General features: G+C 32.4%; 19 protein-coding genes. 5 read left to right on the top strand and 14 right to left on the bottom strand.

Features of this window, described 5'->3' with window-relative positions:
- Positions 1–19: 19 nt before the first annotated feature.
- Positions 20–664, bottom strand: coding sequence for a response regulator transcription factor (locus CAB05_RS05405; RefSeq protein ID WP_087998813.1), 645 nt, complete (start codon positions 662–664; stop codon positions 20–22).
- A gap of 185 nt (positions 665–849) precedes the next feature.
- Between CAB05_RS05405 and CAB05_RS05400 the strand changes: the two genes are divergently transcribed.
- The gene (locus CAB05_RS05400) at positions 850–1,722 is read left to right on the top strand and encodes a metallophosphoesterase (protein WP_087998812.1); all 873 of its coding nucleotides are present in this window, start codon (positions 850–852) and stop codon (positions 1,720–1,722) included.
- 17 nt (positions 1,723–1,739) lie between these two features.
- Here the strand turns inward: CAB05_RS05400 and CAB05_RS22040 are convergent, their stop codons facing one another.
- Entirely contained in the window at positions 1,740–1,898 is a 159-nt protein-coding gene (locus tag CAB05_RS22040) for a hypothetical protein (protein ID WP_158093182.1), read from the bottom strand.
- A gap of 207 nt (positions 1,899–2,105) precedes the next feature.
- On the opposite strand from CAB05_RS22040, the gene CAB05_RS05395 reads away from it, so the two are divergent.
- Positions 2,106–3,812 carry a glycosyl hydrolase family 18 protein gene (locus CAB05_RS05395; protein WP_235821375.1) on the top strand — a complete coding sequence of 569 codons (1,707 nt, stop codon included), beginning with the start codon at positions 2,106–2,108 and terminating at the stop codon, positions 3,810–3,812.
- Between the two features lie 74 nt (positions 3,813–3,886).
- Here the strand turns inward: CAB05_RS05395 and CAB05_RS05390 are convergent, their stop codons facing one another.
- The 3 genes from CAB05_RS05390 to CAB05_RS05385 form a co-directional block, all read right to left on the bottom strand.
- Positions 3,887–5,281 carry a hypothetical protein gene (locus tag CAB05_RS05390; protein WP_087998810.1) on the bottom strand — a complete coding sequence of 465 codons (1,395 nt, stop codon included), beginning with the start codon at positions 5,279–5,281 and terminating at the stop codon, positions 3,887–3,889.
- Between the two features lie 346 nt (positions 5,282–5,627).
- Positions 5,628–5,762: a hypothetical protein gene (locus CAB05_RS22585; RefSeq protein WP_268876380.1), complete on the bottom strand. Its 135-nt coding sequence runs from the start codon at positions 5,760–5,762 to the stop codon at positions 5,628–5,630.
- A 189-nt stretch (positions 5,763–5,951) separates the two neighbouring features.
- Positions 5,952–6,950, bottom strand: a complete 999-nt coding sequence (locus tag CAB05_RS05385; protein ID WP_087998809.1) for an NAD(P)H-dependent flavin oxidoreductase — start codon at positions 6,948–6,950, stop codon at positions 5,952–5,954.
- A gap of 525 nt (positions 6,951–7,475) precedes the next feature.
- On the opposite strand from CAB05_RS05385, the gene CAB05_RS05380 reads away from it, so the two are divergent.
- The 3 genes from CAB05_RS05380 (at position 7,476) to CAB05_RS22580 (ending at position 10,325) form a co-directional block, all read left to right on the top strand.
- Positions 7,476–9,551, top strand: coding sequence for a carbon starvation CstA family protein (locus CAB05_RS05380; RefSeq protein ID WP_087999539.1), 2,076 nt, complete (start codon positions 7,476–7,478; stop codon positions 9,549–9,551).
- Complete coding sequence (locus CAB05_RS05375) at positions 9,544–9,747, top strand: YbdD/YjiX family protein (protein WP_087998808.1); 204 nt, start codon at positions 9,544–9,546, stop codon at positions 9,745–9,747. The genes CAB05_RS05380 and CAB05_RS05375 overlap by 8 nt, the downstream gene beginning before the upstream one ends.
- A 452-nt stretch (positions 9,748–10,199) precedes the next feature.
- Positions 10,200–10,325, top strand: coding sequence for a hypothetical protein (locus tag CAB05_RS22580; protein WP_268876379.1), 126 nt, complete (start codon positions 10,200–10,202; stop codon positions 10,323–10,325).
- Positions 10,326–10,517: 192 nt separating this feature from the next.
- Here the strand turns inward: CAB05_RS22580 and CAB05_RS05370 are convergent, their stop codons facing one another.
- The 9 genes from CAB05_RS05370 to CAB05_RS05325 form a co-directional block, all read right to left on the bottom strand.
- Positions 10,518–10,760: a DUF2187 family protein gene (locus CAB05_RS05370; RefSeq protein ID WP_087998807.1), complete on the bottom strand. Its 243-nt coding sequence runs from the start codon at positions 10,758–10,760 to the stop codon at positions 10,518–10,520.
- 441 nt (positions 10,761–11,201) lie between these two features.
- On the bottom strand, positions 11,202–12,299 hold the full coding sequence (locus tag CAB05_RS05365; protein WP_087998806.1) for a GerAB/ArcD/ProY family transporter: 1,098 nt from the start codon (positions 12,297–12,299) through the stop codon (positions 11,202–11,204).
- The gene (locus tag CAB05_RS05360) at positions 12,299–13,465 is read right to left on the bottom strand and encodes a Ger(x)C family spore germination protein (protein ID WP_158093181.1); all 1,167 of its coding nucleotides are present in this window, start codon (positions 13,463–13,465) and stop codon (positions 12,299–12,301) included. The genes CAB05_RS05365 and CAB05_RS05360 overlap by 1 nt, the downstream gene beginning before the upstream one ends.
- The gene (locus CAB05_RS05355) at positions 13,458–14,948 is read right to left on the bottom strand and encodes a spore germination protein (protein WP_235821374.1); all 1,491 of its coding nucleotides are present in this window, start codon (positions 14,946–14,948) and stop codon (positions 13,458–13,460) included. The genes CAB05_RS05360 and CAB05_RS05355 overlap by 8 nt, the downstream gene beginning before the upstream one ends.
- A gap of 964 nt (positions 14,949–15,912) precedes the next feature.
- A complete protein-coding gene (locus CAB05_RS05345; RefSeq protein WP_087998802.1) occupies positions 15,913–16,623 on the bottom strand; it encodes a metallophosphoesterase family protein in 711 nt (236 codons plus the stop codon).
- A gap of 169 nt (positions 16,624–16,792) precedes the next feature.
- Positions 16,793–17,122, bottom strand: a complete 330-nt coding sequence (locus CAB05_RS05340) for a nucleoside triphosphate pyrophosphohydrolase (protein WP_087998801.1) — start codon at positions 17,120–17,122, stop codon at positions 16,793–16,795.
- Positions 17,123–17,288: 166 nt separating this feature from the next.
- A complete protein-coding gene (locus tag CAB05_RS22725) occupies positions 17,289–17,411 on the bottom strand; it encodes a WCX domain-containing protein (RefSeq protein ID WP_371870388.1) in 123 nt (40 codons plus the stop codon).
- An 87-nt stretch (positions 17,412–17,498) separates the two neighbouring features.
- Complete coding sequence (locus CAB05_RS05330) at positions 17,499–17,888, bottom strand: (deoxy)nucleoside triphosphate pyrophosphohydrolase (RefSeq protein ID WP_087998800.1); 390 nt, start codon at positions 17,886–17,888, stop codon at positions 17,499–17,501.
- Positions 17,889–18,031: 143 nt separating this feature from the next.
- Positions 18,032–19,003, bottom strand: a complete 972-nt coding sequence (locus CAB05_RS05325; RefSeq protein WP_235821373.1) for an HNH endonuclease — start codon at positions 19,001–19,003, stop codon at positions 18,032–18,034.
- Between the last annotated feature and the right edge of the window lie 948 nt (positions 19,004–19,951).

The raw sequence follows: 19,951 nt of genomic DNA, 5'->3' as shown, positions 1-19,951 counted from the left end.
ATTTTTCTTCCTAATCGATTCATTTATTTTTTACGAAGCTATATCCTAAACCACGATGTGTTTGAATTAACTCCCCACCTATTTTTTCACGTAATCTTCTAATATGTGTATCCACAGTTCGGTCATCACCTTCATAGTCAATGCCCCAAACTGTCATTAATAAATTTTCACGAGATAAGATTTTCCCTCGATTTCGAATGAAACAACTGATTAAATCCATTTCCTTTTTCGTTAAATTTAAATCAACATCATTTTTAAACACTTTCTTTGCTTGTAAATCGATTTTCAACTCATCAAATAAAATAGATTGATCGTCTTTTAGCAGTTTTTTCGCGCGCGTTAAGAGAATTCCTGGATGAAAAGGTTTATTCACATAATCATCCGCTCCAATATTTAATGCATACAATTCATTTTCAACCTCACTTTTGGCTGTTAGCATTAAAACTTTTGTATCACCTTTTTGCTTTATTTCCTTACAAACACTTACACCACTTACGTGAGGCATCATCCAATCTATCACTGCTAAATCAATTTTTTCCTGATAAAAAATGTCTAGCGCCTTTTCCCCATCCTCCGCTAAAAAAACAGTATATCCTTCCTTTTCAAAATACACTTTTAATATTTTCAACATATCCAATTCGTCATCAGCAATTAATATATTTATGTTATTTTCCTCCTATAAATACTTTATTATTAAATTCATTCGTTATTTGTCACTCTCATGTAACAAAGGCATTTTACAATCTTATCAAAGAGTTATGAAGTATTCTAGCTTTCTAATCAATACATTGAAGATACTTTTATACTTTTTGTAATGTCACATCATTGAATGAAGGATGGAATTGTAACATGAAATATAACATTTTACGGAAACTAATTAGAAGATTAATAGTTTTTACGATACTATTATTAATTTGTTCAATTTTACTGTTTTATTATTCAAGAAACATTGAACCAAAATTATTAGATGTCAACCAATTTGTTATTGAATCTAAATCGGTTTCCAATGAATTAGATGGTTTTAAGATTGTTCAATTCAGTGATACTCACTTAGGCTCAGATTATTCACTTTCTCAATTACAGGGATTGGTCGAAAATATTAATGATCAAAATCCTGATCTGATTGTTTTCACAGGAGATTTAATTGATAATAGTGCACTATATAAAGAAAGGAATGAAATAACACCAATCTTAAAGCAGCTCAAAGCAACATATGGAAAATATGGAATATACGGAAATCATGATGTGGGTGGTGCTGGAAAGACGGTTTATTCTCAAGTACTAACTAATGCTGATTTTACGATTTTAGAAAATGCCAGTAAAACGATACAATTAGAAGATAATCATGAATTTTCAATTATTGGCTTAGATGATTATTTACTAGGAAAGCCAAATCCAACAAATGCATTTTATAAAATCAACAAAAATGCTTTTTCATTATTATTAGTGCACGAACCGGACATCGCTAATAGACTAAATGAGTATCCAATTGATTTACAGTTATCTGGACATAGTCATGGTGGCCAAGTGAAACTACCATTTCATAAAGCAATTTATACACCACCACTTGCCACAAAATATACTGAAGGGCTTTATGATATTCAAAAAAGCTTAAAACCAATGAAGCTTTACGTAAACCGAGGAATTGGCACAACAAGACTACCCGTTAGATTTTTTAGCCAACCTGAATTATCGGTCTTTACATTACGTAGCTTGAAATAAATAGAAAAGCTTGTGGACTAATACGTCCACAAGCTTTTTTTACTTATTAACTTTAATAGATTTCGTTTGTTTGTTGATAAACCAGGTGAACCAACTAGTCCAATATCTTGATTCTCGGCGTATGGATTATCGATACCACTACCCAAGTTTGCACTATTACCTGCAGAAATGGACATGAAAACTCCATTATTTACAGCTCGGTCAAATGAAGGCTTGTATGCAAAATGTATACTTTTTTACCAATATAACTAAATTCGTCGTTTTAGCAGTATAAATTTCAACCCAATTTGTAGATATAACCTTTATAAATATTTGGATACATCTTCCTGTTTTTTTAAATACTAACTATGAAATTTGTTGAAAAGCAGGTAGGTGGAGTCGAAGTGGAATTATTTAAAAGATATGAGATTAAGCAGATAAATGGCGAGACTACAATCATCGTTCATTTATCGCCTTTTTTAGAAGAGTTTTCAAGTGAATTTGGAACGACATCAGTCAAGAAGATCATTAACTTAAAAAAGTCAGCAATTGAATATATTCAGCAAAATGTGCCGCAAATTAAGACTGCAACGATTAGTATTGTGGCTGGTTCGTTTATATTAGCGTCATTTCCAATGAAAAGTTCTGCACATTCAGCAAATTTTAATATGAGCTATTTATACTTTGGTAACACAGACTCATATCTTTCACAAATTGATCAGACGAAAGGTAATTTAAATCTCGTTGCTCCAAGCTTTTTTGATATTAATCCTGATGGAACACTTAAAGTTACAAATCAATTTAGTGAAAAATTAGTAAGTGAAGTACATAAACGAAACATGAAAGTTGTACCTTTCCTAAGTAATCATTGGGATCGAGAATTAGGACGAACTGCTTTAGCAAACCGTGAAGCCTTATCCAGTCAAATTGCCAGTTTTATCATGAAAAACAATCTAGATGGCGTTAATGTTGATATTGAAAATGTAACCGATGATGATCGAGATGCTTTCACTGATTTAGTAAAGCTACTACGAAACAAACTACCAAAGGATAAAGAAGTTTCAGTTGCTGTCGCTGCAAATCCCTATGGCTGGACACAAGGGTGGCATGGATCCTATGACTATAAAGCACTAGCTAGTTATGCCGATTATTTATTCATCATGGCTTATGATGAACACTATCAAGGTGGAACTGCTGGGCCGGTGGCAAGTAGAGATTGGGTCGACAAATCCATTCAATACGCGTTAAACCAAGGGGTATCAAAAGACAAAATCGTGCTTGGTGTTCCATTCTTTGGTCGGTATTGGAAGGATGGTAGTGCGGTTGGTGGATATGGCGTAGGAGTAAATCAAGTAGAGTCGCTCATTTCGAAATATAATGGCGTTGTGTCATACGATCTAACAAAACAATCACCAAAAGCAACAATCACAATTAAAAGTGGTGATCCACTTCCAGTCATTCACGGAAGAACATTACAACCAGGAACATACGTATTTTGGTATGAAAATCTTACTTCCCTAAAGGCAAAAGTAGACCTAGTTCATAAATATGACTTAAAAGGCACAGGTAGCTGGTCACTTGGAGATGAAAACACAGCAATTTGGAGCAATTATAAAAGATGGATGACAACTCATGACGAGAAAGTCACACCTCCCCCACCTGCCAAAGCTACAACTACTTATCCAACACTAAAAATTGGTTCAAAAGGTGAAAGTGTAAAAAAATTACAAACTGCACTCAAAAAACATCGATTCTACTTTGGGACAGTCACCGGACTATACGATGCTAAAACTAAAAATGCTGTTACTACATTTCAAAAGAAATACCATTTGAAGATTGATGGAATTGCAGGAAAACAAGTACAAACCAAGCTTTATAGCCTGCAAACACCAGAAGTATTCGCCACATTAAAACCAGGCTCAAAAGGAAAAAGTGTAACCGATTTACAAAATGCACTCAAGAAACTAGGATTCTATACCGGATCTACTCACGGTATCTACGACTCAAAAACAAAACAAGCAGTTACTAATTTTCAAAAGAAATATAAGTTAAAAGTTGATGGAATTGCCGGGAAGGAAACTCAGACGAAGTTGTTTGGGTTGGTGAAATGATGTATTTAGCTAAAATCAACATTTAATATTAACAGAGCCTAAATAAAAAGAGAGTTGTCAAAGACAACTCTCTTTTAAAATTTAACTGCCGATTTTGGAATATAACCTTTATATTTCCCATCATACTTAACGAAAACATAATCATGATTTGTACCGTAACCTGTACTATAAACATAAACCTTTTTACCTTTAGAAATAGATTTAATAAATTTTCCTTTTCCATCTGTAAGTGATTTTAGTTTAGTTGATGTTTTTGTATTGTGATATTTATTTATAATGGTAGCTTTTGGCTTGATCGTTTGTTTGATTCCTTTTGCATTGTTCCATCCATCTGATGATTGTAAAAGAAAATCATATGTTTGACCAACTACAAATGTACCTTTGTAGCTATATTTACTTGATCCTTTTTTAACTTGTACAACTTTCCCTCCTGGAAGTGTAATCTGAGTATAGAAATAATCATTGTCTTTAGGTGGGGTAAATGAAATATTGATCATACCCTTACTTTCAACAATTTTAATATTACTTACTTCACCAGGTGGTCTTTTCGGATGGTCCCAGATATATACTTTACCATCTGAAATATTGCCATTAAAATCTACGGATTGCATGATAAACTTTTGTTCCATAAACATATTTTTTGGTCGGTATTTAAATGAAAAATTATCAAAATAGTATCTTTCACCATTTGGGAAAGTTATTATAGATCCTGCATAATCCTTGTCATTTGGTCTTTCCCATGTAAAGTTCATGTACTCATCTTTTACTTCTTTTTCATAATACCAATCGTAAACCCATCTTGATACAAAAGTAATGTGCCAATCCTTAACCTCGGCTGGAGCGATATAATCTCTCGTTGTAGTAATAACTTGATTTGCACAATCCTCAAGTGGTGTAACATTTCCTGATTTATCCTTTGAACAGAATGAAAATGTATATTCTGTCCCCTCTTCTAAGCCTGTTACTTTTGCACCCGCTGGTTCATAGATTAAGTCATCAACAAGATTGCCATTAACAAATATGTCTACTCCATCTCCGTCAAATGTATACTCTGAATTATTCCATAACAGATTAACAAAATGGTTACCTAGTAGTATTGGTTCTTTAGGAATAACGTTTGGTGGTGGAGTCGTATCCTTTTCGATTACGATATCAATGGAAGCTTTTTCTTCCGAGCCGTTTGCCCAGACTGTATAAGTATACGTGATATCGTCCTTTACCATATATGTATCTTCGTATTCCCCGCCAGTTACATTATCATCGCGTACTTCACCATTACGCAAAATAGTATATTCATCGTCCTTGTTCCAATCCCAAGTTAATGTAACGACATGATTTTTGTGTGTTGCATTTAAATTAGTTACCTTGCCTTTTTCTCCAGTCGGTGGGACCCAAGCAAAAACGGGTGATGCTGTGAATAAAAAACACAATGAAATTAATGCAATAAATACTCTCTTTAGATGATTCAAATTCTTCCCCTCCGCATGAAAGTATATCATGACTCAAATACTATCTACTACATGTAAAATAACCCTTTTAGTATAATAGTAGAAGGGTATATTGTATTATTGAAAGATTAATTTGATTTTAAAATGACACAGAATTAGGCATCTACACTTTATGAATAAATAAGTTTTATAATAGTAATACTTGGTCCCTCAATTACTTCATTGAAAATTCTATGTTTGAGTGTGGATTCGTTATATAAATGTGTCTTTTGAATTTACTATTACGAACAAGATCTAAAGAACATACCAATAATTATAATTAGGATTTCAAGCCCCAATATTATCAAACCTAATTTAATGATCTTCTTCATTTTAAATTAAAAAGATCCTTCATAAATTCAATCCCATAAGGTGGAACGTCCATCATCTTTAATACAGCTCCAATACTGACCACGAATAATAAAAATGCAATACTCCACCACATTTTTGTATTTTCTTTCATAAAATCCTCCAATCTACATATTACCGAATATAATTTGTGAAAATATTAACATATATAATTAGAAGAAAATGATGGAAGTTGTGTTCATTAAATGACTATTTTTCAACAAATTAAAATACATAAAAAAACACTTCAGAAAAAGTTTTCCGAAGTGTTTTGATCCATTACTAAAACGCTTTCAAATTTACCTTATTTAATAACTGTCGACTTTAATTTTTCAGCCTGTGCATTTAATTTTTCAACAGCTTCATTATACTCTACTTCAAGCTCGCTAATAATATCAGCTGCTGAACTGATTTTTGTAATCGCACCAACCCCATGGCCTGCTGACCAAATTTCTTTCCAGGCTTTTGCGCTCGTTTCATTTTTCATGCTATCAAATTCAACTTTATCTTTCTTTTTCAATAAGGCTGGATCAAGACCGGCTTTTACAATACTCGGAATTAGCATATTTGCTTTTACCCCAGAGAAAGCATCTGTCAGAACGATATCGTCTTGCGTAGAATCTACTAGCATTTGACGGTACTCATCATTTGCCAAGCTTTCTTCAGCAACGATGAAGCGTGTTCCCATATATGCTAAATCGGCACCTGCCGCTTGTGCAGCTAAAATGCTTTTCCCTGTAGAAATTCCACCTGCAAGCACGATAATGCCATCCCAGAATGTACGTACACTATCAACAAAGGCAAATCCATTTAGATTTCCTGCATGTCCGCCTGCTCCTGTTGAAACTAGAATCAAACCGTCAACCCCAGCTTCAGCCGCTTTTCTAGCAAACTTCATATCGCTGACATCAGAAAATACAAGTCCACCATAGCTATGTACAATATCAACAACAACTTTCGGACTTCCTAATGAAGTAATTACAAGCTGAGGCTGATGTTTTTTCAACAGTTCAAGCTCCTCTTGCAAACGGCTATATGAACTGTGAACGACCATATTAATAGCCCAAGGTGCAATCTTACGCTCTGGTTCTTTTTCTCGCGCTAAAGCAAGATTCTCATTCAAACTACCCATCCATTGATCAAGAAGCTCAATCGGACGAGCATTTGGTGCAGGGAAAGACCCAATCACGCCATTCAAACATACTGATTCTACTAACTCAGGTCCAGACACTAAAAACATTGGAGCAGAAATGGCTGGCAATTTTAATTGACTCCACCATTGTTCAGGAATTTTCTTACCCATACAAAACGCCTCACTCTCATAACAGAATTTTCTGATTATTACTTAATCTTACATTAGTAAACTATTATTTTCAATAATCTAAATGTAAAAAAGCATGTTGTATGGTGAATCAAAACTTCTCCCTCTCGAATTTGATATACCAAAATAATTAATACAAACTTTAAAAAAGCCCTATTTAGGTAGGACATACTAATAAAATATTCTTATTTAATAATGGATTGTAATGTTTTAGATTCTTTTTATTTTTTACTAGTTGTTAAAAAAATTATTATTTGAATTATAGTTGGTATTCCTAACAAAAAGCTTAAATTTATTTCTCCTAGAATCAAAAACATTCATTAAATTAATGATTAAACGAAATTAAAACTAGTGACTCCCATTACACTCCCAAAACGTAATTCAATCATTTTACAAATTGGTAAGATTGTACTTACATGTTATTTCATAATAGGTCGAATTAATTATTAGAATTTTCTTAATTTTAAGATATAATACTTGTAAATTTTGGAAAAGGTGGCGATGTTTATTAAAGCGCTTAAATCAATTTTAATCTGGGGATTAATTGCTGCACTTGGAGCAGCAGGATTTGCGGTGATGGCCTTAAATAGTGGAGAAAGTATTAATGCAATTTGGCTTTTAACAGCAGCAGTTTCTGTTTATGCAATTGCTTACCGTTTCTACAGTAGGTTTATTGCGAATAAAGTGTTTCAACTCGATGACAAACGTAAAACACCTTCTGAAATACATAACGATGGAAAAGACTATGTTCCGACAAATAAATGGGTCCTCTTTGGACACCACTTTGCTGCCATTGCCGGTGCAGGACCATTAGTTGGTCCAATTCTTGCAGCACAAATGGGATATTTACCTGGAACACTGTGGATTGTAGTAGGTGTTGTTTTAGCCGGAGCTGTTCAGGACTTTATTATTCTTTTCGGTTCCATGCGCCGAAATGGTAAGTCACTCGGTGAAATGATTAAGGACGAAATGGGACGTGTAACAGGAATTATTTCAATGATTGGTATTTTAGGAATTATGGTTATTTTATTAGCTGTATTAGCATTAGTGGTTGTGAAAGCATTAGTAGGCAGTCCATGGGGAATGTTTACCATTGCTGCTACCATTCCAATCGCTATATTTATGGGAATTTATATGCGTTATATTCGCCCAGGGCGTGTTGGAGAAGCTTCACTAATTGGTATTGTCTTGTTGCTAATTTCACTATTCTTCGGACAAACAGTCGCTGAAAATCCAACTTTAGCAGCTATGTTTACCTTTAAAGGTGAAACAATTGCTATTATGATGATTATTTATGGATTTATTGCATCTGTCTTACCAGTTTGGCTTCTACTAGCACCGCGTGACTATTTGAGTACATTTTTAAAAATTGGTACGATCCTTGGCCTAGCGTTAGGAATCATTATTGTTGCACCAAACCTTGAAATGGCAGGTGTTACAAAATTCATAGACGGTACAGGTCCAGTATTTGCAGGAAATCTCTTCCCTTTTTTATTTATTACAATTGCCTGTGGCTCTGTTTCTGGGTTCCATGCGTTGGTTTCCTCAGGTACAACCCCTAAAATGATTGAACGTGAGTCACATGCTCGTCCGATCGGATATGGAGCAATGCTGACAGAATCTTTTGTTGCAGTTATGGCTATGATTGCTGCATGCGTATTGACACCTGGCGTTTACTTTGCGATTAATAGTCCACCTGCTTTAATCGGAACGGATGTTGTCCAAGCCGCTTCAACGGTTTCGAGCTGGGGCTTTACAATCACTCCTGATGATTTAAAAGCACTTGCAAATGACGTTGGGGAGCAAACCATTCTTTCAAGAACTGGCGGTGCACCGACGCTAGCAATCGGTATGGCTGTAATATTCTCCAAAGTCATCGGTGGAAAGGCACTAATGGCATTTTGGTACCACTTTGCTATCCTCTTTGAAGCACTTTTTATTTTAACTACAATTGATGCAGGAACACGTGTTGGACGTTTTATGATTCAAGATCTTATCGGGACTGCTTATAAGCCTTTTGCTAGAACGGATGCTTTAATTCCTAATATTATCGCAACCGCTCTATGTGTAACGTTTTGGGGTTATTTCTTATACCAAGGTGTTATTGACCCGCTTGGAGGAATTAATACACTATGGCCGCTGTTTGGTATTGCTAACCAAATGTTAGCTGCTATTGCCCTGCTACTCGGTACGACTATCCTCTTTAAAATGGGCAAAAAAGCGTATGTTTGGGTAACATTGCTTCCGACAACATGGCTGTTAATCGTCACTCTAACTGCTGGCTGGCAAAAATTATTCCATGAAAATCCTAAAATTGGATTCCTTGCCCATGCTAACATTTTTAAAGAGGCCTATAATGATGGAAAAGTACTAGCACCTGCAACATCGCCGGCACAAATGAAACAAATTCTGGTAAATGATTATCTTGATGCCACACTATGTGTAATTTTTATTGCAGTTGTCATTACAGTATTAATTTCAGCAATCAGGATTTGGATTAAAGTCATTACTAACCACAAATTACCATTGCATGAGACAACTCCTGTACCTCGTGACGGTGGAGATTTTACAAATTATGCTTAACAAATTAAAGAAAATCTTATCGTATAGAAAGCAATTCCTAAGTCTTCTTGTCGGCGTTCCAAGCTACGAAACATACGTCGAGCATATGAAAAAGTGCCATCCCGATGATTCTGTGAAATCTAGAAAGGAATTTTTCTGTGAAGCTCAAGAAGCTCGTTACAACGCCAAAGGCGGTAAGGTTTCTAGGTGCTGTTAACAAAAAAATCAAAACCTTTGTTTTCCTTTTAATAGGCTCTGTTAATATTAATTGTTGATTTTAGTTAAATACATTAAGAGTATGAAAAGAAAATAGCTGGTTCTAGAGTAATTGGAATGGAAGGTGCGAAGACTCCTTTGGGAGATGCGGGAAACTTGAGACCCCGGAGGCTCGCCGAGGAGGCTCAAGTCACGCCCCATGGAAAGCGAAGTACCTGGAATGGAAATTAACATTCTTTTTTTACAGAGCCTTTTAATAAGAATAAAGATAGTAAGAAAATTGACTACTTACTATCTTTACTCTTATTTTTTTGTTTATCTTTTCATTTAGTTTCTGAAAATACTTTTATTCAAATAAAATTTCTATCCCAATGTTCTTTATACCTAAGGATAGTTTTTTTCATCAATGGGAAATATGAAAATGATACCAATTCGTGATAAGGAGAATGAAAAATGAACAAAGAGTTAAGAAATGAAGATTTTCATATTGCACAATTGACTGATGATTCGAAAAGTAAAATTGAAAACCTGGAAGATGAGTTAAGCGTTACATTAGTTGCATATGAATGTGAAAAGTGAAATATTGTAAAAGACCACTTGTAAGACTTAGTCAAGCCAAAAACCGCTCAGGTGAATATCCTCAGCGGTTTAAATTTTTATATTAGACATCTATTTACATATGAACCATTCTAGCTTTAAGGATTTGAATCTCAATAAATTAATTCCTTATTTCAGGGGATTTCACTGAATGAGTCATCATTAATATCCAGCTTAAGCCACTGTAATGATTTTATATTTCTTATGATTTACAACAGTATGTTCAGTTTCATAATATCCAACATGATTTAGATCATTACTCATATCAACGATAACCGAGTTTGTCATCACTTTCGTTACGATGCCTTTTAATAAAATCGGCATCAATTCTCTTTGTTTATTCTCAATTGACATGAACTCTATTTCATCACCAGGTTTAACAATTGTATTAGGGTTTTGATTAGTAATTTTATTCATTGTTTCCTCACCTTTTTATGTATTTAATTCAATTATATAGAATATTACAAATGTTAAAAGTGAATAATCTACTAAAAATAAAAAACTTTTTTACTATTTCTACTTTAAACTTCTAAAATAACACAACTTTCTTCTAAAATAACTTGTAAATCCGAGAATACAATCGGGCTCTTTCTTTTTCACAAAAGTAATAAATTCTTCATTAAATGCTATACCTAGCTTTTTTTCATTGAAGTCAATGTGAAGATCACTACAAATTAATATCTTCATACTTTACCTCCTTGCTCACCGTGTAAATTATGAGTCTTCCCTTAAATTATAACAAGTTTTGGAAATTTATGGAGGGGGAATTGTAAAAAGTAAATCGTAAATAAAAAGAGAATCTAAAATAGATCCTCCTTTTTTGCCTCAACTATTTTCATTACTGAAATATCATTGTGCTTAACTAAGCATTTTTGTTAATTGATTTCTAAATAGTTTCATTAGGAAAATGAATGGAATATATAAATAAAGGAAGTAAAATCCAACGTTTGAAATAAATTTACCTAGTTTATCTACCTCTACGAAGTCTTCGATAAACGTAGCTGCAACTACCATAATTAGAATGAAAAAAACTAGTGAGATTTTTGGTTTCACATTAATGGATATTCTTTTTAGTATTCTCGTGCAAGCCCAAATTGGGATGCACATTGTAGGAATAATGACTAATATCCAAGTGAGAATAAAAATATATTCAAATCGTTCAATAAATGGTAATTGAATAATCTTTGTCATGAATAGTGTCGCCCATGTAGCATGTTGAAGTGTATCTTGATTGATATACATAAAGGTGACAACTGCTACTATTAAATAAAGAACAGTTGAAATGCCATTAGCAAGATGTGCCCACTTTTGACCTTTTTCCGCATCCTTTATAAAAGGATAATATATAAAAATCCATTCAAAACCTACATAGAGAAGAATGGACGCTTTTGTAGAAAGTAGAATTTCTTTAACAGAGTGATTAAAAACAGGCATTAACAGGCGCGGATTCATATATTGAAGTGGAAAGTAAAGGAGCAATAGTAAAAAAGCAGGTATAATCACTCCCCAAACACTAAAACCTGTTAAAATCCGGAAACCTCCAGATACGATATAATAAATCATGACGCCCAATACCAAAGCCAATTGCCAAGTTTTAATCGTTGGAAAGACCCATACTTGAATGATCTGGATATACGTACGAAAAACCGTAAATGCTGATAGTAGAAAATATACTAGAACTAAAATCGATAATATATTACCAATCACTTTTCCAAAACAAAAATCATGAACAGCAACTAGATCATTATGTTTTTGATCGAGTGTTCGATAGATTAACCAAATTAGTATATGAATAGAGAGACCTGCTATGATAACTGATAACCAAGCATCTTGCTGAGCATCTTTACTTATTTCACGTTGAAAACTAAGAATACCAATTCCAATTTGAGAGGAATGGACTAAGTAAAAAGTAAAAAAGGTTGAAACTAGAAATTGTTCCTTTACAATACTTTTCACTATTCCCCCACTCCCATCTGACGTAAATTTAGATCTGTTTTTACTGAAAATTTCATTTTAGGATAAACATTCTTATAAAAATTTTTTTCATTCCATTCTTTACTTTGACTTCGATAGATTATACCAAATCCAAGCGGATCAACCTCATTTTTTTGAAGCTTTATTAAAAAGGTTTCAATATCTTTTGCGAGGATTTTTTCCATACTTTTTTGCAAGTAATGAAAATCTTCCTTTTTTTCAATATTAATTGATTCTGGTGTACCCTTTAATTCAACATTTAATTTTAAATTCACGTTAACTGTATACTCATTATCCTTTTTATGAAGGGTAATTTTATGATTCCCATATAATGAGTTAAACGCAAAATTGTTTTCATTTCCTGGTTTTTTTTCATTCTGTTTGCCGTTTTGATTTTCATTATTTTTATTTGTTTTTTGATTGTCTTTCTTTGGAAGCGTTATATCATAATATCCTCTTTTATTTTTTTCACTGATTATTTTAAAAAGGAATGCTTCTTTATTAGAAACGTTTAATGTAAGTTTATCTCCTTTAAAAATACCTAATCCATTCATTCGTAATTGTTTCTCATTATCAAAACTAATATTTGGAAGGTAAATATCGATCCCACTTCCATAATATTGAGCGAGTAATGTATGTAGATTTGTCTTAGGTATTCCCTCGTGTTGTACACTCGTTTCTATTAGATGTGAAAGAAAAAGAGGCGGAGCATCTTTTATGCCTTTTAAAATGTCTTCAGCCTTCGAATCGCTTATGACGAACGTAATATTTCCAATTCTTGCATCTTTACAAATGGTTTCTAATACTCTAGAAATTCCTGCTTTACTATAATCAACTCCAAAAACGAATGTTCTGATCTGACCAATTACAATTTGATTTTGTGATTTTTGACCCAAATTTGTCTTTAATGTGGCAGGATTATCAGCTGCAGCTTTAATAATACTCGCCTTATTACTGTTTGTATAATTAGGATAAAGAACAGTTGCCATAATTTTTCCTTTTTCTGCATCAACCCCAATCGTATGTGTGATCCCTAATTCATCTATAATACTTCTAGGAATACAGCCAGATAGGATCAAACAAATAACCATTGTAACTATGATTGAAATGATGAACTTCGGTTGTTTGTATACTTTCACGCTATTCATCATTCAAGTCTCCTTTGGTTTTCTTTTTCTTTTTCACTCTATATTTTATAGGTTCCTTTGGACGAAGATACTCAGGTCTTTTATTAATAAATTTAAAAGGGGTACGAATAAATGAATCAGCCAGTTCGTTCCGTCTAAAAGGATATAGTGGAACCAAGTATGGTGTTCCGAATGATTTTAATCTAAATAAATGAGCTAACAAGAAAACGAAGCCTAATATGATTCCTAAACCACCCAAGCAAGATGCCAATACGATAAAAATAAATCTTAGAACCCGAATCGTATTTGACATAACAAAAATTGGCGTTGTAAAAGATGATAGTGCTGAAAGAGCAACTATAATTAATAGAATATTACTAGTTAACGCAGCAGCTACTGCCGCTTGACCAATGACAATACCGCCAACAATTCCTAGTGTTTGTCCAACTTTAGTTGGTAATCTTGCTCCCGCTTCCCTTAACAACTCGATTGTTAATTCCAAAAATATTACTTCTAAAATTGGTGGGAATGGTACGTTTGCTCTAGATTCAATGAGTGGTCCTAATAAATCTTTAGGGATCATTTCATAATGAAACGTTAATACCGCTACATAAATCGAGGAAGTGAAAATAGAAAAAAATACACCCATAATCCGAATGAATCGAAAAAATGATCCTAATACCCAATTCAAATAATAATCTTCTGGTGAAATAAAAAAATCAAATAAAGTTGAAGGGCCTGAAATCGCATAAGGTGTTCCATCACTAAAAATGGCGACTTGTCCATTTACAATGGTATACGTTATCCGATCAATTCTCTCAGTCGATAAATAAAGTGGGAATGGCGTATTTTGATTATCCCTAATGACTTGATCAAGTAGAGAAGTATCCCAAACAATGTCAATATCAACATCCGACAATCTTTCTCTAACAGTATTAATATGTTGTTCACTTGTTATTCCATCCATATAAACAATCATGACGCGGGTATTTGATAAAGAGCCAATCAGGATTTCTTCAATGACAAGCTTAGGAGAATTAATCTTTCTCCTTAATAGGTTCATATTCGTATCAATGTCTTCTACAAAACCCATTTTCGGGCCAACAACACTAAACTCATTCTCTGAATCATTAAATTGTCTTAATCCAGTTTGGCAACTATTTATATTTATTAATAGAAAATTAGATGCGTCGTTTTCGATTTGTACAATTAATTGGCCTTTATACAGCTTATTTTCAATTTCCACAATATCATTTGTGATACTCATCTCTGAAAGTGGCAATAATTCTTGTAAGTCTTTTAATGATTTTATCTTAAGATTCTTGTCTTTAACGTTAAGGTTTGAAAGAAACGAAGTTTGCATAAGTTCATGATTAACTAAAGTAGAAAAGTATGAAATCAGTACTTTCGTATCGTTAACCCTATTCTCTATTTGACTAAAATCTCTAGATTTTTTTGCAAGAGTTATTAACTTCTCAAAAGTCATCGTGTTTTGATCAACCATAATATGTCCACCTAATTCCATAATATGGGTTATTATTTGTTATGTCTTTCTTATGTATGCATTGCATTTTTATTTCATATTCAAATAAAAAAACCGAAAACACTGAATTGGAAACGTGTCTTTCGGCCTTAAATCATTCTCTATCTAATTTTCTTCATTACCTAAATGATAGCTGAATTAAGATAAAACTAAAAGGATTGTCCCCTGTTCAATACAGAGCCAATCCTCTTTAGCAGCATAAAATTATTTATCTAACTTTTGGGTTAACTTCAGATGAGCTGCTTTTTTGTTTCGATTATTAATTGTTGAATATTATCTATATTATTGTAACTACTAGTTTTTGTAGAATGATCAGTTTCATTAGAAACAGGTAGAAGAAGAAATATTATTGTAATTAATCCAACTAGAATGATCAAAAGAATTAAAAATACTATCCAAACTATTTTATTTTTCATATTCACTCCTTACATTAAATTTTTTTCTTTCTTGAAAAAATCAAATCATATAAACTAATATTATTTTTATTGAGCTTTTTTAAAATCTTTAAACATCGTTCCCTCCCAATTTTTTAGTTAACAACGCATCAACGATCTATTAAATTTCCATTTTATTTCACCCCGTTTAATAAAATTCTAGTAAAAACTTCATACCAGTTTGTGAAAACCTTAACATATTATTGAGTGAAATTATTTTTCTATTTGTGAAAATAGATTGAATCTTAGAATAAAACATAAGATTTTACTAGTTTTCTTTACAAAATTTATACTTTCTAATCCTCTATCCATAAATTAGACATAAAAAAGAAGCAACATAATCATCTGCTTCTTTTGCCTAATATTCTTAGATAACAATAAAATTCTTCATATTAAATACTAAAATGTTAGTAGTGAACCAAATTTTTTGTATTACAACTAGAACTAGATATATTTATTTACACCAGATACTTCCCTGACCCTGATTTACATCAAACAGAATGAGTCGATACAATACCTTCTTTATTTACTTTCATGCCATGTAAATAACCACCATAAACTGCTCCACCATCTATACAAATTTTTGTATTGCAAGGTGAAGTCCAAATATCAAATTTTTTCTCAGTTTTATGAAGAATTGATGTAGGCGTATGACCGAAGATAAATGTTTTATTAGTTTCGTTATTACCGAAATGAAACTCATCACGAATCCAATAAAATTCTTTCTCGCTCGTATTCTTCCAATCTTCTAGATTCAAATTCACACCAGCATGAACAAAAACGAAATCCTCCCACTCATAGTATAGCGGTCTAGTTTCTAAGAACTCCAATTCAGTTTTAAATTGAACTTTCATTAATTGAGCGATTTCATCAGCTTCTTTGTGATTTGTAATATCAGATCCAAAGAATGAGTTGATTGTTTCGTAGCCGCCTTGACCGTAGTAGTAGTCTTTTTTGAATTCTGGTTGGTCTAGCCAGTCTAGTAGCATTCTTTCGTGGTTTCCTAGTAATACGATTGCTCCGTGATCCTTTTGTAATTGGATTACTTTGCGGACTACATCGTATGGTTGTGGGCCGCGGTCTACTAGGTCTCCTAGTAGTATTAGTTGTTCTTTTTCGGGATTCCATTGTTTTAGTAGTTCATTGAGTTCGTTGGAGCAGCCGTGGATGTCGCCGATTGTGAATATGGTATCTTTTTGCATACTGCATGTCCTTTCTAGAATATATTTTAAATAATTTTATAATTCTTATATTATGACATATTTTATATAAATTTTAAAAAATTCAGAAGCAACATACGAAATGTAATTTACTCATTTTAAAGATTATTAAATCCCAACATTTTTAGCATACCTTTATATTTATTTTCCATCATTTCTCCACAACATGTTTCAATAATATTCTTTCTTTAAATCCACCACGCTCTTCCTGCTTTTGAATTCTTACTTTTTCTATTTCCTCAATAGTAATCCCTTTTGTTTCTGCTATTGTATAAAAGACTTCTAGAACATCAGCTATTTCTCCTACGACTTCATCTCCAGTGGCTGAATAAAACTCCTCAAGTTCTTCTTTTAACTTTTCGTATAATTTTCCTTCATATTCCTTTAGTCCTAGAATTTCCGTTTCAAAAGTATCTCCTGTTTTTTCAATTATTAAAGGAATTTTGTCTCTTACTAGTTTGTTATAATATTTGATTGGCATATTGTCCTCCTCATATTCAAAGATTATTCACCCATCCATTTTATCAAAAATCTACAATCTTCTACCTTGGTTATTTATAGACTTTTACTTATACTTTAAGTCACAAGGAGTTCAAATAAATAAGAAAGAAAAAAGAGAATCTAAATAAGATTCTCTTTTTCTAAAATTAATTCTTAAGATTTATATTATATAACTTACTCATCTTTTCAATTTGTTCTTTTACTCTATCAATTACAGACTGAGGACTTAAAACTTCTGCATCTTTACCCCATGTTAAGATCCAAGTAATTAATCCATAACTAATTGCTGCTTTAACAATACAAAATGCTCATTATCTATTTGTTGAATATCTGCATTCAAACCAAACGCCCTTTGTTTACTTCATCAAATTTTCGACTGTAGGAATATCAGCTGGAGCCCATTCAAGTTCTTCCAATTCAGAAATTTTTTTCCACGCCAATTTTGCATGTTCATTTGGTACAGGACGTCCTGTTTTAATCCTTGCTTCATATGTTAATAAATTTACAACAATTGAAGGATACTCATGTAAAACATCTTCAACAAGCTCAAACACTTCAATTTCACAACCTAATTCTTCATAGACCTCACGTACTAATGTCTCTTCAGGTCGCTCACCTTTTTCAATTTTACCTCCTGGAAATTCCCATACGTTGGGTAAACTCATTTCAGGTGACCTTAAAGCACACAGAATTCGGTTTTCATTGTTACGAATTACAGCACCAACTACTTTAATTTGTTTTTTCATTTTTACATCCCTTTTTCACGTATTACCTTTTATATTCAAAAAATGATGACCTTTAATATCTATATAATATAATTTAACTTGATGATAAATATTTAATGAGAAGACAAACTTTTTATAATTATTAATAGAAAGTACTTTATCATTTATATTGATTTGTATTTTTCTTTTAATGAACGAACATCCCTCAAGTCGTTAACAATGTGCATTTTCTTATGGCAATTTGGACAGAGCGCTACAGTATTTTCGATAGAATCTTCCCCACCTTTTGACAACCATTCAATATGATGCGATTCCAAATATGGATCCCCTATTTTATTATTAAAGGGTGCATGTAGATTACATAGATCGCAAATTCCGTTTGCACGACGTTTCGTAAATTCGGCAATAAACGGATCTCGTTCATATGTAGTTGCACTTGTAGTTCTAGATCCTGGCTTTTGATTTGCTTCTAAAGCTTTTTTCTTTAATTCCTCAATTGATAATTTAGCAGCTTCGCCTTCTTTATCTTCCTGATTCACTTCAATTATTTCTTTTTCAATAAACTGATCTGTCAATGGTTGAACTGGGAAGATCCATACTAATCTTTCTGAACCATCTTGCCCTTTTTGAGTAGCTTGATATGGTTCTGCTACTAATTTAATTTGTCCAACAAAAGTATGTTTTCCAGACTTAAAGGATTCGAATAAGTAAACACTAATACCATTAGTATTACTTTCAAGTAATGTTTTATTTTGACCAAACATAATATCCTGATTACCATTTTGCCCCATGCCTGTATAGTGTAAAATATTCTCGTACCACTTATCATCATACATTTTTGTATGGTCTGAAAATATTACTAGCGAATTTGTAACATGCGACCTCCTCATACCTCCTTGATTTGAAATAACAAAAATTTCAACTAATTCATTATTAGTATAGATTGAACCAATTTCTAAACCATCAATTTCACTTTGCTTATAGTCTATCCACTGTACCACTTCATCAAGAACATAATTACCACTAAAATGTATAGGCATTCCAGCTTTAACCATCTTCCTTATAACGTCAGGTGAAAATACTCTATTATAGTATTCTTTTCGCAATTTTGCTTGCAATTCTTTTTGATCGATCATACAATACACTCCCCATAAACTAACTCTGTGTAATTCAAAAATTTTCATAATTGTGTTTCCTGAATGAAAATTCTGAAAATATAGAAATCCACAAGATATTTTATAATAATATTTTTATTTTGTACATTTTGTGAACTTTTTTTCAAAATACTAAAATAAAAAAAGTAATGATCAATCATTACTTTTTCAAACTTCCCTATTAAAAATAAATAGTTATGATTATTGATAATTAGTAAGTTATCTGGAGAGATATATTAATATTTATAGATCAATTATTAAGTATGCAATCCTTTTTTCAATTAAAAGATATTAGCTTATTTTCTCTAATTTAGAGGAAGTTAAATTTTTTACGAGGTTAGATAAAGTAAAAATTTAACAAAGTCTAACTTTCAGACCATGTAAAAACTTATATAAAACTATCAAAAAAAACATTAATTTTGATTTAACTTTTTATTTTAAACTCTAGATTTTTTTCCATTTCATTTCATACAATGTGAAACATATCATAGTAGAAATCCATATTCATGGTTCTTTCTATGTAAATATTTTTACAGTATTATGTAGACTTCTCGATTACCTGAGTTATGGGGCTATTGAATAATACGATTTATTGAATTAACGATTGGCTCTTAAATTCTGCTTTTTCTTTGCCTCAAAAAATTTTCAAATATCATCTAAGCAAATTTTTGTATCTTATAGGGTATTTGGCTGACTTTTTCCAACTCTTACCTCTTTCAGTGAAAAATTTTAAAGACGAAAAAACACCCCGTATATTCTAAAATTTAGAATGAATGGGGTGTTTCGGTCAAAAGTTGATTGCAACTCTACATTCAATTTGTTCTGACAAAATATTGTCCCAACATTGTTGTGGCCAGGTAGGATCCCAACTGGACTTGAACCAGTGACCCCTAACCTGTCAAGTTAGTTTAAAACTCCTCTCAATTATCT

This window comes from Gottfriedia solisilvae (genome assembly GCF_002128405.1).
Classification (GTDB): domain Bacteria; phylum Bacillota; class Bacilli; order Bacillales; family Bacillaceae_G; genus Gottfriedia; species Gottfriedia solisilvae.
The sequence above is the reverse complement of the archived record's forward strand: the minus strand, read 5'-3'. Positions and strand labels throughout refer to the sequence as shown.

Bases quoted from the DNA above. Each gene is read 5' to 3' on its own strand.
- CAB05_RS05400 (WP_087998812.1), top strand. From the start codon at position 850: ATGAAATATAACATTTTACGGAAACTAATTAGAAGATTAATAGTTTTT.
- CAB05_RS22040 (WP_158093182.1), bottom strand. From the start codon at position 1,898: ATGTCCATTTCTGCAGGTAATAGTGCAAACTTGGGTAGTGGTATCGAT.
- CAB05_RS22585 (WP_268876380.1), bottom strand. From the start codon at position 5,762: ATGAAAGAAAATACAAAAATGTGGTGGAGTATTGCATTTTTATTATTC.
- CAB05_RS05385 (WP_087998809.1), bottom strand. From the start codon at position 6,950: ATGGGTAAGAAAATTCCTGAACAATGGTGGAGTCAATTAAAATTGCCA.
- CAB05_RS05375 (WP_087998808.1), top strand. From the start codon at position 9,544: ATGCTTAACAAATTAAAGAAAATCTTATCGTATAGAAAGCAATTCCTA.
- CAB05_RS22580 (WP_268876379.1), top strand. From the start codon at position 10,200: ATGAACAAAGAGTTAAGAAATGAAGATTTTCATATTGCACAATTGACT.
- CAB05_RS05370 (WP_087998807.1), bottom strand. From the start codon at position 10,760: ATGAATAAAATTACTAATCAAAACCCTAATACAATTGTTAAACCTGGT.
- CAB05_RS05360 (WP_158093181.1), bottom strand. From the start codon at position 13,465: ATGAATAGCGTGAAAGTATACAAACAACCGAAGTTCATCATTTCAATC.
- CAB05_RS05355 (WP_235821374.1), bottom strand. From the start codon at position 14,948: ATGGTTGATCAAAACACGATGACTTTTGAGAAGTTAATAACTCTTGCA.
- CAB05_RS05345 (WP_087998802.1), bottom strand. From the start codon at position 16,623: ATGCAAAAAGATACCATATTCACAATCGGCGACATCCACGGCTGCTCC.
- CAB05_RS05340 (WP_087998801.1), bottom strand. From the start codon at position 17,122: ATGCCAATCAAATATTATAACAAACTAGTAAGAGACAAAATTCCTTTA.
- CAB05_RS05330 (WP_087998800.1), bottom strand. From the start codon at position 17,888: ATGAAAAAACAAATTAAAGTAGTTGGTGCTGTAATTCGTAACAATGAA.
- CAB05_RS05325 (WP_235821373.1), bottom strand. From the start codon at position 19,003: ATGATCGATCAAAAAGAATTGCAAGCAAAATTGCGAAAAGAATACTAT.